Annotated in this window: 12 protein-coding genes and 1 tRNA gene; 3 read left to right on the top strand and 10 right to left on the bottom strand. The window is 72.8% G+C overall.

Annotated features, from left to right (window positions below):
• Nucleotides 1-10 precede the first annotated feature (10 nt).
• Nucleotides 11-913, bottom strand: a complete 903-nt coding sequence (gene ehuB, locus ACIRJP_RS30610; protein ID WP_404180989.1) for an ectoine/hydroxyectoine ABC transporter substrate-binding protein EhuB — start codon at nucleotides 911-913, stop codon at nucleotides 11-13.
• A 167-nt stretch (nucleotides 914-1,080) separates the two neighbouring features.
• The gene (locus tag ACIRJP_RS30615) at nucleotides 1,081-2,040 is read right to left on the bottom strand and encodes a D-2-hydroxyacid dehydrogenase (protein ID WP_404180992.1); all 960 of its coding nucleotides are present in this window, start codon (nucleotides 2,038-2,040) and stop codon (nucleotides 1,081-1,083) included.
• Between the two features lie 210 nt (nucleotides 2,041-2,250).
• Here ACIRJP_RS30615 and ACIRJP_RS30620 point away from each other — a divergent pair, with 210 nt between their 5' ends.
• On the top strand, nucleotides 2,251-3,054 hold the full coding sequence (locus ACIRJP_RS30620) for a decarboxylase (protein WP_404180995.1): 804 nt from the start codon (nucleotides 2,251-2,253) through the stop codon (nucleotides 3,052-3,054).
• 109 nt (nucleotides 3,055-3,163) lie between these two features.
• Entirely contained in the window at nucleotides 3,164-4,267 is a 1,104-nt protein-coding gene (locus tag ACIRJP_RS30625) for an LLM class flavin-dependent oxidoreductase (RefSeq protein WP_404180998.1), read from the top strand.
• 16 nt (nucleotides 4,268-4,283) lie between these two features.
• Here ACIRJP_RS30625 and ACIRJP_RS30630 read toward each other — a convergent pair whose 3' ends face one another.
• A complete protein-coding gene (locus tag ACIRJP_RS30630; protein ID WP_404181001.1) occupies nucleotides 4,284-6,152 on the bottom strand; it encodes a putative bifunctional diguanylate cyclase/phosphodiesterase in 1,869 nt (622 codons plus the stop codon).
• Between the two features lie 409 nt (nucleotides 6,153-6,561).
• Between ACIRJP_RS30630 and ACIRJP_RS30635 the strand changes: the two genes are divergently transcribed.
• A complete protein-coding gene (locus ACIRJP_RS30635; protein WP_404181123.1) occupies nucleotides 6,562-7,776 on the top strand; it encodes a M6 family metalloprotease domain-containing protein in 1,215 nt (404 codons plus the stop codon).
• A 62-nt stretch (nucleotides 7,777-7,838) separates the two neighbouring features.
• Here the strand turns inward: ACIRJP_RS30635 and ACIRJP_RS30640 are convergent.
• The 7 genes from ACIRJP_RS30640 to ACIRJP_RS30670 all read right to left on the bottom strand — a co-directional run bounded on the left by ACIRJP_RS30640 (nucleotide 7,839) and on the right by ACIRJP_RS30670 (nucleotide 14,213).
• Nucleotides 7,839-7,912 (bottom strand) — tRNA-Lys (locus ACIRJP_RS30640).
• Nucleotides 7,903-8,631, bottom strand: a complete 729-nt coding sequence (locus tag ACIRJP_RS30645) for a hypothetical protein (protein ID WP_404181004.1) — start codon at nucleotides 8,629-8,631, stop codon at nucleotides 7,903-7,905. The genes ACIRJP_RS30640 and ACIRJP_RS30645 overlap by 10 nt, the downstream gene beginning before the upstream one ends.
• A 131-nt stretch (nucleotides 8,632-8,762) precedes the next feature.
• A complete protein-coding gene (locus ACIRJP_RS30650) occupies nucleotides 8,763-9,104 on the bottom strand; it encodes a hypothetical protein (protein WP_266732767.1) in 342 nt (113 codons plus the stop codon).
• Between the two features lie 124 nt (nucleotides 9,105-9,228).
• On the bottom strand, nucleotides 9,229-10,563 hold the full coding sequence (locus tag ACIRJP_RS30655) for an AAA domain-containing protein (protein ID WP_404181007.1): 1,335 nt from the start codon (nucleotides 10,561-10,563) through the stop codon (nucleotides 9,229-9,231).
• Nucleotides 10,560-12,170, bottom strand: a complete 1,611-nt coding sequence (locus ACIRJP_RS30660) for a hypothetical protein (protein WP_404181010.1) — start codon at nucleotides 12,168-12,170, stop codon at nucleotides 10,560-10,562. The genes ACIRJP_RS30655 and ACIRJP_RS30660 overlap by 4 nt, the downstream gene beginning before the upstream one ends.
• Nucleotides 12,161-13,348, bottom strand: coding sequence for a hypothetical protein (locus ACIRJP_RS30665; RefSeq protein WP_404181013.1), 1,188 nt, complete (start codon nucleotides 13,346-13,348; stop codon nucleotides 12,161-12,163). The genes ACIRJP_RS30660 and ACIRJP_RS30665 overlap by 10 nt, the downstream gene beginning before the upstream one ends.
• Nucleotides 13,233-14,213: a phosphatase PAP2 family protein gene (locus ACIRJP_RS30670; RefSeq protein WP_404181015.1), complete on the bottom strand. Its 981-nt coding sequence runs from the start codon at nucleotides 14,211-14,213 to the stop codon at nucleotides 13,233-13,235. Before ACIRJP_RS30670 ends, ACIRJP_RS30665 begins: the two co-directional genes overlap by 116 nt.
• Nucleotides 14,214-14,322: the final 109 nt, after the last annotated feature.

A 14,322-nucleotide genomic window follows, 5' to 3' on the forward strand; every position in this document is an offset into this window, starting at 1 on the left:
GCTTGCACGGTCAGCCCTTGCACAGGTCGGCTGTCTTCAGCGTGGCCGGCGGGAGTTCGGTGCCGGAGAAGCCGTACTCCTGGAGCAGTGACACATAGCGCGACCGGTCCGAGACGATCTTCTTCAGCTCGCGGTTGAAGGCGTCCCGCAGGTCCTCGTTGCCCTTCCGGAAGACGGCGCCGCCGGGGCTGTACTGCTTGTTGCCGTCGAGCTCCGGCACGAAGGGCTCGGTGACCTCGGTCTCCGGGTTGGTCTTCGCCAGCCAGCGCAGTGAGATGCCGGTGAGCAGGAACGCGTCGATCCGGCCGCCCTTGACCGCGTCGGCGCCGTCCTGCGGCTTCTGCAGCGTCTTGATCCGGTCCCCGGCGATGCCGGCGCCCTCGGCGTACTTGCCCTCCACGGCGCCCGACATCACGCCGACGGTGATCCCGGCGTCCTTCGCGGACGCCAGGTCGGTGACCTTCTTCGGGTTGCCCTTCTTCACCATCAGCGCGGTCGGCGAGATGAACTCGGGCTCGGAGAAGAGGGCGTTGGCGCAGCGCTCGGGCGTGATGGCCATCCCGGCGCTGACCACGTCGTACTTGCCGGCCTGGAGCCCGGGGATCAGCCCGTCCCACTCGGAGAGCGTGGGCTTGAGCTCGTCGACGCCGAGCGCCTTGAAGATCTCCCGGTGCAGGGTGGGCGCCTCGCCCTTGAGCTCCTTGCCCTCCAGATAGCCGTACGGGGCCTCGTTGGCGTACGCGACCCGGACGAAGCCCTGCTTGCGGAGCTTTTCGAGCGCTCCCGCACCGTCCGCGGAACCGGCGTCGGTCTTGCTGCACGCGGAGAGCAGACCGGGGACGACGAGCAGGCCGCCCACGGCCGCCGATCGGTTCAGAAAGCCCCGGCGGGACAGGTTCGGGAAGTCAGCCATGGTTCGTAATCTCCTGGGGGGATCGAACAGTCCGGACAGGGGTGGCGCCTGCCCGATCCCGGACGTCTATGCAGGAAGCGAGGGCATGTAACCGAAAAGTGGCCGGAGGGTGACCTTCCCGTGTCCCGGGTGGCCGGTGCCGGACCACGCCGGACGGCCCGGACGGTTCACTCGCCCGGCTCCCGCACGGGGACGTAACCGCGCTGCTTGTCCACCACGTTCGGCAGGGGCTGCCCGGCCGTCCAGAGTTCGTACATCGCCACGAACTGCTCGCCCAGCCGGTCCCGCCAGCCCGCCGTGTCGCCGCTCATGTGCGGCGACACGATCAGATCCGGTACGTCCCACAGCGGGCTCCCGGGCTCCAGGGGCTCCCGCTCGAACACATCGAGCGCCGCGCCCGCGATCCAGCGCCTGCGCAGCGCTTCGGCCAGATCGTCCTCGACGACCAGCGGTCCGCGCCCCACGTTGATGAAGCGGGCCGACGGCTGCATCAGTCCGAAGAACCGGGCGTCGAACATGGCGCGGGTCGACTCGGTCAGCGGAGCCGCGCAGATCACCCAGTCGGCCAGGGCGGTCAGCCGGTCCAGGTCCTCGGTGCCGTGGATGGTGCGCCGCGCCGTGCGCCCCACGAGCGCCACCTGGACCCCCAGCGCGATCAGCAGCCTGGTGATCTCCCGGCCGATCGGGCCCGCGCCGACGACCACCGCGCGGCCGCCCGCGAGCCGGGTGCTCTCGCGGTGGCGCCACTGCCGCCGCCGCTGGAGCTCCAGCGTGCCGGGGAGGTCCTTGGCGAACGCCAGCACCAGGCCGGTCACGTACTCGGCAACGGGCCGCTCGAAGATGCCCCGGGCGTTGGTCACCACCGTGTCGGAGGCCGCCAGCTCCGGGCAGAGCAGCCGGTCCACGCCCGCGCTCGCGGTGTGCACCCAGGCGGGACGCGGTCCCTCGCCCGGCCAGGCGGCCCGCACCGCGTCGGAGCTGAAGTCCCACACCAGCAGCACGTCGGCCTCGGGGAGCCGAGCGGCGAGTCCGGCCTCGTCCGTGTACCGGATCCGGGCCCGGCCGGTCAGCCGGCCGAGACGCGGCGACGGGTCGGTGTCCAGGACGAGCAGGGTGGGCTCGGACATGAGAGACGGTCGCTCCGCTGCGTCTGGGGAGGGGTGCTCCCGACCGGGAGGTGCGGTCCCGCCCGGGAGGCGGGTGCGACCACGCTTGCACCCGCCTCCGCTCCCGTCAACAGGTCGGAGTAGAGGTCACGACATATGGGGGAATACTTGGAGAAAGTGAGGGAGAAAGGGTGCGATCAGTCAGGCCGGACAGGAACAGGAAGGGCGGACATGACGACCGTCGGATTTCTCTACCCGGGCCACTTCGCGGAGGACGACTTCCCGCGGATGGAGATCCTGCTCGACGCCGTCCGGCTGGTGGTGAACCGCACCGATGTCGACGAGGACGCCTACCAAATCGACGCGCTGATCCGGACCGGCTCGCCCGAGCACCTGGCCGCCGGAGTGAAGGAGCTGCGACGTGCCGGGGTCGAGGCCGTCGTCTGGGCGAGCGGCGCCGGCAGCTTCCTGTACGGATGGGAGGGCGCCCATGAACAGACGGCCGCCCTGGCGCGGGCGGTCGGTGTGCCCGCCTCCAGTGCTTCGTTCGGCTTCGCCCACGCGGTACGGGAGCTGGGTGCCGGCCCGGTCGCCGTCGCCTCCACCTACCCCGAGGGCATCACCGCCCTGTTCGCCGACTTCCTGCACGCCGCGGGCATCGACGCGGCCTTCACCCGGGCCGCCTCGCTCGGATCGGCAGCCGAGGCCGCCGCCTGGGACTTGGACCGGGTGAAGGAGCTCGCCGTCGCCGCCGACCGGCCGGAGGCCGACGCGGTGCTGCTGCCCGACACCGCGCTGCACACCGCCGGGCACGAGGCGGAGCTGGAGGAGCTCCTCGGCAAGCCGGTCCTCACCGGGAATCAGGTCGCGGTCCGCGAAGGGCTCCGCCTGGCCGGCCGCCGCGCGTGGTCCCCGAGGCTGGGCCGGATCTTCGCGGCCCGGGAGGCGCCCCCGGCCCCGGTGGCTTCCTGGGGCGAGGGCCGGGAGCGAGCGCACAGCGGGCGGCGGGCGGGGCCCGGAGACGTACGGGAATAGCCGTGGAGACGTAAGGGAATAACCGGAGACAACCTCCCGTTATTTGCTTCCGGACGTACGAGCCGGACGTACGAGCCAGACGTAGGCGTATCACCGGAGAGGCCAGGGCGTGAACGAGATTCGAGGCGACGAGATCCGTGGCAAGGCGGAGGGAACGGCCACCGTTCCGCTCTCAGTGCTGGACCTGGTGACCGTGGGGCAGGGCCGCACCGCCACCCAGGCGCTGCGCACGAGCGTGGACATCGCACAGCTCGCCGAGCGCCGTGGGTTCCACCGCTACTGGGTCGCCGAACACCACTCCATGCCCGGCGTCGCCTCCTCCTCGCCCGCCGTGATCCTGGCCCACCTCGCCGCCCACACCGAGCGCATCAGGCTCGGCTCCGGTGGCGTGATGCTGCCCAACCACGCACCGCTCGTCATCGCGGAACAGTTCGGCACCCTGGAGGCCATGGCCCCCGGCCGCATCGACCTCGGCCTCGGCCGCGCCCCCGGCACCGACGGTGCGACGGCTGCCGCCCTGCGCCGCACCGACCGGCTGAGCGAGGGCGCCGACGACTTTCCGCAGCAGCTCGCGGAGCTGACCCGGTTCCTGGACGACGACTTCCCCGACGGCCACCCCTACGCCCGTATCCACGCGGTCCCCGGCCCCGTCCAGGCCACGGCCGAGGGCGGCGTCCAGTCGCCGGCCCGCCCGCCGGTCTGGCTGCTCGGCTCCTCCGGCTTCAGCGCCCGGCTGGCCGGGGTGCTGGGCCTGCCCTTCGCCTTCGCCCACCACTTCTCGGCCCAGAACACGATCCCGGCGCTGGACCTGTACCGGGAGTCGTTCCGGCCGTCCGAGGTGCTCGACGCCCCGTACGCACTGATCGGCGTCTCGGCCCTGGCCGCCGACGACGAACGCGAGGCCCGCCGCCAGGTGCTCTCCGGCGCCCTGTCCATGGTCCGGCTGCGCACCGGCCGCCCCGGCCTGGTCCCGACGCCCGAGGAGGCGGAGGCGTACGCCTTCAGCCCGATGGAGCGCGAGTTCGTCGACGGCTGGCTCACCAACATCGTCCACGGCACGCCGGACGAGGTCCGCACCGGCCTCGACGACCTGGCCAAGCGCACCGGCGCCGACGAACTCATGATCACCGCCAACGCCCACGGCGGTGAGGCGAGGCTGCGCAGCTACGAGCTGATCGCGGACGCGTACGGACTGCCCACGGTCACGGCCTGACCGCGTTCCCGCCCGGTCAGCCCTGCATCGGCCGGGTGCCGATCAGCTCGCCGATCCGTTCCGGGGCGACCGCGCGTGAGTACAGCCAGCCCTGCCCGGTGTCGCAGCCGATCCTGCGCAGCCGTTCCGCCTGGCCGGCCGTCTCCACGCACTCCGCGGTGACGGTCAGGCCCAGCCGGTGCGCCAGCTGCACCATCGCCTCGACGATCGTCTCGTCGGCCGGGGACGGGTGGACGCCGTCGTCGTAGCGGAAGCCGCGCACGAAGGAGCCGTCCAGCTTCAGCACCGAGACCGGCAGCCGGCTCAGATAGGCGAGGTTGGAGTAGCCGGTACCGAAGTCGTCGATGGCGATCCGCACCCCCATCTTGCTGAGCGACCGGAGCGCCTGGATCGGCTGGCCCGCCGAGCCCATCACTGCCGACTCGGTCAGCTCCAGCTGGAGCAGCGAGGGATCGAGGCCGGTCTCGGCGAGGATCTCCGCGACATCGGTGACCAGGTCGGAGTCCCAGACCTGGCGTACGGCGACGTTGACGCTGATGAACAGCGGTGGATCGGCGGGGTGTTCCAGCTGCCAGCGCCGGGCCTGGCGGCAGGCGGACTGGAGCACCCACCGGCCGAGCTGGACGATCGATCCGTCCTCCTCGGCGATCGCGACGAACCGATTCGGCGACAGCATGCCGAACTGGGGATGGTTCCAGCGGACCAGGGCCTCCACCCCGCGCACGACTCCGTCCGCCATGCAGACCAGAGGCTGGTACTCGATGGTGAACTCGCCCCTCTCCACGGCGGGCCGCAGCGTCGACGAGAGCGTCTGCCGGGTCATCCGGTGGGCGTTGCGCTCCGGGTCGAAGAGCGTCCAGCGGGCCTTGCCGTCCGCCTTCGCCCAGTAGAGCGTGGTGTCGGCGGCCTGCATCAGACCGGTGGCGGAGGTGCCGGCCACGGCCCGCTCCACGACCCCGATCGAGGCGGAGACGGAGATCCGGTGCCCGGCCAGGTCGAAGGGCTGCTGGAGTGCGGCGAGGACCGAGCGGGCCAGATCGGTGAGCTGCTGCGTGCCGGCCGAGTCCTCCACCAGGATCGCGAACTCGTCGCCGCCCAGCCGCGCCACGAGATGGGCGCCGTCACGGTGCGGGCCGTCCTGGGCCGCGCAGTCGGTGAGCCGCGCGGCGACGGCGGTGAGCAGCCGGTCGCCGATCCGGTGGCCCATCGTGTCGTTGACGGCCTTGAAGCCGTCCAGGTCCAGATAGCAGAGCCCGACCCGGCCGCGGCCGGAGGAGCCGTCGTCGTGCGGCGAGGTCTCCAGGACGGCCGAGAGCCGTTCGAAGAAGAGCGTCCGGTTGGGCAGCCGGGTCACCGGGTCGTGCATCTGGAGGTGGCGCAGTCGTTTCTGCAGCTCGCGCCGGTCGCTGATGTCCGAGACGGAGAGCAGCACCCGGCCGGGTCCGGCGCCGCCTTCCGCGCCGGCCTCCCGCTCGGGCATCGGTACGACGGTGACCTCGGCCCACAGCGCGCGCCCGTCGGGGTGCTTGAGCCGGCGGGTGCAGCGGAACCGTGAACGCCGCCCGTGCAGCACCTCGCGGTACGCGTGCCAGGTGCGGCCGTCCGCCGCCAGGTCGAGCAGATCGGCGGCGGACTGGCTGGCCAGTGTCGCGGCGGAGCGGCCGAGGAGGCCGCCGAGGGCCTCGTTGGCGGTGACGACCAGGCCCTCGTGATCGACGACGGCCATCGGCAGCGTGGCGGCCAGGAACGCGGCCCGGTAGCCATGCGGCTCGGATCCGACGGCCCCGGCGGAAGGACACGGAGCGTGACGTTCCGTGGTCGGTGGCCCTGCGGAATACCGGGGTGTGCCCGCCGTGGGCCCGCGCCCTTCGCAGGTTCCGCTCACCGTTCGCTCCCGCCGTGCAGTTCTGTCCTGAACAGGTGTGGCCGGACTGGCCCGCCGCGCGGAGCGCCTGGGTCGTAGGCGGAAACCACGCGGGAAAGCCTGGTGAAGCATAGAGGCTGGTACGTCGGCCGTTCCAGCGTCCGACCCTTGCATGCCCTGAGAGCGCCCCGCATGGGCCATTCACGCGAGGTTCCGATTTGCCCGTAACGGATCACTTCTGAGCGATTGCGTTTCCCTGTAATGCCTCGGTGATCGATTATGACTCTCCGTGAGGGTTGGGGCTCCGGTCGGCCGCTGACTCGACCGGGTCAACTCAACAGGACGAAAGCCCCGAACCATCACAGGGTGAGTGGGTGACCGTAGCTCGCACCCGGAGGTGGACGTGCCGCGCCAGCGCAGGGCCGGGGGAGTGGAGACGCCGAGCCTGCGCGGTGTGGCCGCCGCCCTGACCTCGCTCCTGGCGCTCGTCGCCACCTCTCTCGTGGCCGGGCCCGCCGTGGCCGCCACCGGAGAGGCGGGGCCCTGCGCCCTGCCCCGGACCGAAGCGCACCACTCGCTCGGCGTCAGCGACTGGAACGGCGCCTATCCCCGGCCCGACCATCCCCTCGACGCGGTCATGGTCTTCCTCTCCTTCCCGGACCACCGCCCCGCCGCCACCCCTGCCGAGCTCACCGCCGACTACTTCCCCGCCACCACCCAGTTCTTCCGGCGCGCCTCGTACGGGAGGTTCACCCTGCGCCCGCACCCGATGCGGCAGTGGACCCGGATGCCCAAGACGTCCGACCGGTACGGCATACGGCGGGACTGGGAGAACGAGCGACGCAGCTCCTATCTGCGCGACGCCATGGCCGCGGCCGATCCGAAGGTCGACTTCTCCCGGTACGACATCGTCTACCTGGTCGCCGACCCGGACGCCCCGGGCGTCGACTCCGACGCCACCAAGGTCGTCAACTTCAACCAGCCGCTGCACGCCGACGGCACGGACATCCGCCGCGTCGTCACCGTCTTCGAACAGCACCCGCCGGACCACAATGTGCTGGCCCACGAGACCGGGCACGTCTTCGACCTGCCGGACCTCTACCACCGGCCGGCCGACGGCAAGGGCGACTGGGACACCTACGTCGGTGACTGGGACGTGATGGGCAGCCAGTTCGGACTCGCGCCGGACCTCTTCGGCTGGCACAAGTGGAAACTGGGCTGGCTGGACCGCCGGCAGGTGATCTGCGTCCAGAGCAGCCGGGACATCACGCTGGAGCCGATGGCCGCGGCGCCCGCGCCCGGCGCCTCCCTCGGCACCCGGCTCGCGGTGATCAGGACCGGCGAGGGCAGCGCAGTGGTCATCGAGGCCCGCAGCGCCACCGGCAACGACAGTACGACCTGCGCCGAGGGGGTACTGCTCTACCGGGTGCGCAACGGAACGCCGTCCGGCGGCGGCCCGGTCGAGGTCATCGACACCCACCCCCGCACCGATGCCTGCTGGGACCGCTCGGTCTACGCGCCGCTCGCGGACGCCCCGCTGCGGGTCGGCGAGACGTACAGCATCCCCGACGCGCACACGAAGGTCGAGGTCGCCGACCGCACCCCGTCGGGCGCCTGGACGGTCCGGATCACCACCGGCACGTGAGGCGTCCCACGAGCCCGAACACGAAGAAACCCCCCGCTTCCGCGAGGGGCTTCTTCCGTCTGTGCGCCGCCAGGGACTCGAACCCCGGACCCGCTGATTAAGAGTCAGCTGCTCTAACCAACTGAGCTAGCGGCGCCTGCTGACGTCGTAGACATTAGCATCCGGATCGGCGGGAGGAAAAATCGAATTCCTGACCGCCGGCGGGGCCACCGGTGAGGGCGTCGACCTGGTCACCCGGACACAGGCCCAGAGCAGCACATCGGGGCCCGGCAACCAGGGGCTGCGGGTGTAGGGGGCGACCAGCCAGCGGGGGCCGGGTGTGGTGGAGGTACAGGTCAGGGGCGGGACGGTCACCGCGTCCCCGGTGCCGTGGCAGAGCAGCGGCGGCATCTTGCCGTCGCCCTCGCCCTCGTCGTCGTGCCCCCGCGGGCCCATGGCGGCCCGGGGCCCGGGCCCGCCGCCCCACTCCTCCCAGTCGAGCAGCGAGGGGAGCCGCTGGGCGGTGCCGGGCGAGGCGAACAGCAGCATCCGGCCGCGGTGCGTGGCCACCGGCCCGGAGCCGGGGCCGTCGGACCACAGGTGCTCCAGCATCCGGCGCCCGAAGAGAGTGGGCACGTTCACCACGTCGAAGGCCGACCCGCACGGCAGGACCCCGGGCGAGGAGGGATGGGCCTCCCACTGGGCCAGTGTGGAGCGGGGATACGCGGCGGCCCCGGCCAGCCAGGCGGCACCGGCCGCCGTGACGTGTGCCGTCTGGTTCGCGGCCTGGTTCCGCAGAACGGTGAAGGCGTCGGCGCGGTGGTGGGAGGCGTCGCCGTGATGCAGGGACGAGTTGTCGGGCAGCCATGCGGTCATACGGGAATGTCTACCGGGAGTGATCGGGCGGATTCCGAGAGTTGTCGGAAATTGGGACAGGCCGGGGTGAGGAGGAGTATCTTGCGCTCGGGCATATGCCAGTGGTTCTACCCCGCGTCAGGACCGGGCCGTCAGGGCGTGGAACCGCCCAGCAGGCTCCGGCCGAACTCGACCATCTTCTTGGCGTAGTCCTCGGTCCACTCCGCGCGCCGCGCGATGTCCGCGGTCGTGAGCCGGTCGAACCGGCGCGGATCGGCGAGCTGGGCGGCGGCGATCGCCTGGAACTCGACCGCGCGGTCGGTCGCGGCCCGGAACGCCACGGTCAGCTCGGTGGCGCGGGACAGCAACTCCCTCGGATCGTCCATCGACTCCAGATCGAAGAAGTGCTCGGGATCGGCGACGGCCGCCGACGGCTCGAAGAGCAGGGGTGCGGGGCGCAGCCGCTGCCGCTCGTTCCGCTCGGGTTGTGGCATGTGGTGTTTCCTCCTCGGGTCGGCCCGATGGCCACCCTCCATTGTCCAACCTTCCGCAAGAGGGCCCGGCACCCGGCCGTGCGCCCCGGCTCGTGAACCCGTGGGGCACGAGCCGGGGCGGCGGTCACGGCCGCCAGGCCACCCGGTGCTCCGCCAGATGTGCCAGCACCGAATGGTTCGCCTCCCAGCCGTCCGGGAACTTCACCGTGACGCCCAGCTGGACCGGCTCCGTGGACGGGTGCTCGTCCAGCAGCTCGGTGACGCCCGCCCGGCACACCACGATGCAGGCGTGCCGGTGGCGCGAGGCCAGTACGCAGAGGCGGCCCGTCTCCAGGTGGAAGGCGGTGGCGTCCGGGCGGCCGGAGAGCGGGTGCAGGACCACCGTCACATCGAACTCGCGGCCCTGGAGCCGGTTGGCCGTGTCCACCGCGACGCCGCTCACGCCCAGCTCCGCGAGCGCCGCCCGTACCGCCGCGGCCTGGTCGCGGTGGGCGGTGCCGACCGCGATCCGGTCCGCCGTCACCGGCACCGGGTCCGGCGAGCGCTCGCTGGTCGCCGCGCCGCCCCGGTCCAGCAGCCGGCGGACCACCAGGGCCACCGCGCGTACCGCCTCCGGGTCGGTGCGAGGGGTGTGCCGGGCCGGGAGCTCCAGCAGGCCCCAGCCGGACTCCGCCGCCTCGTCCAGCACCCGGTCCGGGGCCGAGCCGTCGGAGGACACGCCGAACGACAGCCGCCGGTCGCCGTGGTCCGTACCGCTGCGGAACGGGGTGTACGGGTAGAACGCGTCCGAGACCAGCGGCGCGGCGGACGCGGGCAGCCGCCACGACACCGGCAGCCGGTGCTGCGGAAGTTGGGGATTGTGCGCGAGCAGCGTGGAGACGGCGCTCGCCGACGGGTCGTACGAGAGCCCCGCCCACTGGTCCGCGCCGACGATCGAGAACGGGTCCAACTGGCCCGGGTCGCCCACGAACAGCGCCCGCTCGAAGAGCCCCGCGACGGCCAGCAGCGCGTCCGAACGCATCTGGTACGCCTCGTCCACGATCGCGTGGCCCCACGGCTCGACGTTCTTCACATGCGCCCACTTCGCGGCCGTCGAGATGACCACGTCGAGCCCGGCGAGATCGGCGGCCTTCGCCGACTTCCGTACGTTGGCCAGGCCGTCCAGCACCCTGTCGTACGGATCGGTGTCGTTGCTGTGCAACCGGCCGACCGGCAGCCCCGGGTCCTTCTCGGCCAGCCGCACCACCAGGTCGTCGACCTGGGCGTTGGTCTGCGCGACCACCATCAACGGATGCCCGGCCGACGCGAGTTCGAGCGCGGCGCGCACCACGAGCGTCGACTTCCCCGCGCCCGGCGGGGAGTCCACCACGATCCCGCGTGACGTGCCGCCCAGGGTATCGGCGAGGATCGCGTCGGTCGCCCGCGCGGCCTGGGCGCCCGGGTCGAATACGGCCGTCACAACAGGTCCTCCGCGGTCACGGGATCGGGGCTCTCGGCATGCCCGGCAGCGGAACCCGGCGGGCCGCCGTGCGTCCAGGGCGTCTCCTCCGGGTCCGGCAGCTTCGGGCCGCCGCGCTGATCGTGCTCGAAAAGCGTCCAGGCGATCCGGTCACCCGGCTCCGGCACCGAACCCGGGGCGGGCTCCTTGCCGCGGCCCATCCGGTCGAGGATCCGCAGCACCAGCGGGGGCGCGCCCCCGCCCTCCGGCTCGGCGTACGCCACGAACTCGGCGGTCTGCGGCTTGCCGTCCAGCGAGCGGTACACCTTCGTGCGCTCGCCGAGATGCGGGTACTCGTCCGTACGGACCGTGACCAGCGGGCGCGGGGAGGGGCGTTTCGACTCGCTGTACGCCATCTCCACCTCCGCCACCTCGGAGACGAACGCCTCACCCGCCAGCCGCCGGCCGGCCAGCACCAGCGGATCGTCCAGCGCCTCCTGGGCCTCCAGCTGGGCCTGCGCCGTCTCGCGCGAGGCCAGCTTCTGCGCCGCCGTCACCGCGTCGTCCCGGCGCGGCTGCGGCGGCTCGCCCGAGCGCACCCGGTCCCGGTGACCGGTGAACGACCAGCGGTCCCTGGTCCAGCGATCCTCGGACCTGGCCCCCTCGGGGAGCTCCCGCAGCAGGTCGAGCCCGCGCCACACCGCGTCCCACGTCGGCCGCATCACACCGGCCAGCAGCGCCCTGATCTCCCGCTCGGCGGCGGTCAGCTCGCCGAGCCGGGCATCGGCCGCCAGACCGTCCTCGGCGGCCGCGAGCGAGGTGCGCGCCCGGTCGTACTTCTCGATGGCGGGCGCCAGCAGCCGGTTGTCGAACGCCGGGTCCGTGGCCGGACCGGCCGGCGGGCACAGCAACTGCCCCTCGCCGTCCCGCTCGAGCTCCGCTCGGAGCGCCGCCGCGGCGCCCGACTCGCCCGCCGGGGCGTCGATCCAGGCCAGCAGCGCGCCCAGATGCTGATCCTCCAGGCTGCTCTGCCCGGTCGCCCAGTGCCGGTTCAGCAGATCGCTCGCGGCGAGCAGCAGGGAGGAGCCGGGCACCCTGGCCCGCTCCCCGTAGTGCGTCAGCCAGCGGCCCAGCAGCGGGACGCGAGCGGGGGCGGGGTACGGGGTGTCGGGGTCGTCCTCGGCGGTGCGGCGGAACCGCATCGAGCGGCCCAGCAGCCGTACGAACTCGATGCCGGCCCGGCTCGGCACGACCAGCTGCGGCGCGTCCGCGCACAGCTCGACCTCGACCTTGACCTTCTTCCCCGTCTCCGGATCGGTCTCGTTGCGCTCGGCCGGCTCGACGACGTCCTCGTACGCCTCGATGTGGGGCAGCACCGCCTCGGCCAGCTCGGCGAGGAACGCGAACCGCAGATCCCGGTCGCGCGGCTGCGAGACCGCCAGCAGCCGGGGCGCCTCCCGGTCCGTCCCGACGAGCGCGCCCAGCGGGGCGCCCGCCTCGCCGGCCGTGGTCAGCGGGACCAGGACCAGTGGCCGGTCGGTGAGATGGCGGTGCCGGACCGTGGCCATCGGCTGGGCCCGGCCGCTCTCCACGGCCTCCAGCCGGGCCAGGGTGCTGATCAGCGACATGCCGGACCGCCCGTCAGAGCCTCGGCGCGCAGGGCCGCCGCGCGCCGCAGCGCGGCGACCGTCGGGTCCGCCGCGTCGCCCTCCTTGCCCGCGGCGGCCGCGAGCACCTCGCCCACCGTGGTCAGCCCGCCGAGCTCACCGCGCACACTTCGCCCCAGCGCCTCCACCGCACCGGCCTCGCGCGCCTTCGCCCGGCAGTGGAAGGCCAGCTCGCAGGCGGCCAGGCACTCCGGGGCGTACGCCGCGCCGACCGCTTCGACCGCGGCGTCGAGCTGCTGGCGGGGGCATTCGGGGTCGAAGGTGGTGCCTTCGGGCAGGGCCGCCGCGATGTCCTCGATCCGGGTCAGCCGGGTGAGCTGACGGCGGGTGACCGCTCGCTGCTTGCGCACGTCGACGACCGAGGCGGTGGGCAGGTTGGAGAAGTCCTTCGGGCAGACCAGCAGCACCCGGTGGTCGACCTCGGCGCCCTCGGTCAGCTCCGCGATCCGCTCCAGCGCCAGCACGTAGACGGCGGACTGCCGGGCCGCCGCGCCGACCTTCGCCGCGTCGGCCGAGCCGTCGATCATGGGGAAGGACTTGATCTCGACGACCGTCCATGTGCCGTCGGGGTGCACCGCGACCGCGTCCGGCTCCAGATAGGCGGGGGAGCCCGCCACCTCCAGGGCCAGCATCGGGTGGTCCAGCAGCGCCCAGCCGCCCGCCTCGGTCGCCTCCCGCAGCGCGAGCGCCGTACGCGCGGCGCGGCCCTCGGGGCCCGCCGCCGTCAGATCGGGCACCGAGACCTCGCGCGGCGCCGCGCCGGAGCCGCCCAGGCGTTCGTGCAGCAGCCGCATCAGCTCCGTACCGCCGTCGGCCTTGACCCTGGCCTCGAAGGCGTTGCCCCGGACGAACGCGAACTGCGACTGCCCGAAGGGGGCCGGCGAACCGAGCGCCGAGGCCAGCGCGGCCTTGTCCACCCCGGCGCCGTCCAGCAGGGCGCGGCGCCGACAGCCGGGGTTGGCGGCGAGGGCGGCCAGCGCGCGGGCGTCCAGCGGACGCGGTGGGACGGTCGGTCCCCGCAGCTCAGCGAGCCGCTGCCGGAGCGTCGTCGCCGGCCGCTCCCGCTCCTGCGCGGGCGCCGGGATCGGTCCGGGGTGCGCGACCGGCCGAGGCGTCTGCGTCGGCCGATGCCGCGGCATCCGGGGAGTCTGCGGAGGTGGTCCGCTGGCCAGGGATTCGCTCACCCGCGGAAGTCTTGCATCCGGCACTGACATTCGGGGACTCTGCGACCGGGGCGACCCGCGGGAAGCGGGCCTGGACCCGGTCCGCGAGCCGCATCACGGGCCGCGCCAGCAGGGCTCCGACGCCCATCACGGCGGCGCCCGCGACCGCGTCGAGGAAGTAGTGGTTGGCCGTGCCCATCACTATGAAAGTGGTGAGCAGGGGGTAGGCGACGCCCGCGGCCCGGACGTACGGGTTCTTGCTGTGGCGCCACAGCAGGATGCCGCACCAGAGCGCCCAGCCGACGTGCAGGCTCGGCATCGCCGCGTACTGGTTGGTCATCCCGCCCATGCCGCGCGGGGCGCTGGCCTCCGCGCCCCACCAGCCGTACGAGCTGTACTGCGCCATCGTGTCGACGAAGCCGTACCGGGCCTCCAGCAGCCGGGGCGGGCAGGTGGGCAGCAGAGTGAAGCCGATCAGGCCGAACAGCGTGGAGGTCATCAGCCAGGTGCGGGCTCGGCGGTACACCTCCTGGCGGCGGCGGAAGAGCCAGACCAGGACGGCGGGGGTGACGAGGTAGTGCAGGGACGCGTACGCGAAGTCGGCGGGTATGCCTATCGAGGGGTGCGCGGTGAACAGCCGGTTGAGCGGATGTTCGAGGTTGATGTGGAGCGTCTGCTCCAGGCGCAGGATGCTCAGGCCGTGGTCGATGGCGGTGGACACGTCACCGCGCGCCACCAGCCGTCCCGCCGAATAAGCCCCGTACACCAGGGCGAGCAGTGGCAGCTCGGTCCACCAGCGAAGCCTCGGGCGCGGCACGGGTGCGGTGCTGGCATGCTGCATCCGGAAGCTCTCCATCATGTGTTCATGCGACCGACGGCGGGCGTTCAACCGTACGGCGTGCGTCGGTCGGGGTTCCCCGGGGGTCCGTTCCGGAGCCCCGTGCGCGTAA

Source organism: Streptomyces sp. NPDC102437, from assembly GCF_044765565.1.
GTDB lineage: Bacteria > Actinomycetota > Actinomycetes > Streptomycetales > Streptomycetaceae > Streptomyces.

Bases quoted from the DNA above. Each gene is read 5' to 3' on its own strand.
- ehuB (WP_404180989.1), bottom strand. From the start codon at position 913: ATGGCTGACTTCCCGAACCTGTCCCGCCGGGGCTTTCTGAACCGATCG.
- ACIRJP_RS30615 (WP_404180992.1), bottom strand. From the start codon at position 2,040: ATGTCCGAGCCCACCCTGCTCGTCCTGGACACCGACCCGTCGCCGCGT.
- ACIRJP_RS30620 (WP_404180995.1), top strand. From the start codon at position 2,251: ATGACGACCGTCGGATTTCTCTACCCGGGCCACTTCGCGGAGGACGAC.
- ACIRJP_RS30645 (WP_404181004.1), bottom strand. From the start codon at position 8,631: ATGACCGCATGGCTGCCCGACAACTCGTCCCTGCATCACGGCGACGCC.
- ACIRJP_RS30650 (WP_266732767.1), bottom strand. From the start codon at position 9,104: ATGCCACAACCCGAGCGGAACGAGCGGCAGCGGCTGCGCCCCGCACCC.
- ACIRJP_RS30660 (WP_404181010.1), bottom strand. From the start codon at position 12,170: ATGTCGCTGATCAGCACCCTGGCCCGGCTGGAGGCCGTGGAGAGCGGC.
- ACIRJP_RS30665 (WP_404181013.1), bottom strand. From the start codon at position 13,348: ATGCCGCGGCATCGGCCGACGCAGACGCCTCGGCCGGTCGCGCACCCC.
- ACIRJP_RS30670 (WP_404181015.1), bottom strand. From the start codon at position 14,213: ATGCAGCATGCCAGCACCGCACCCGTGCCGCGCCCGAGGCTTCGCTGG.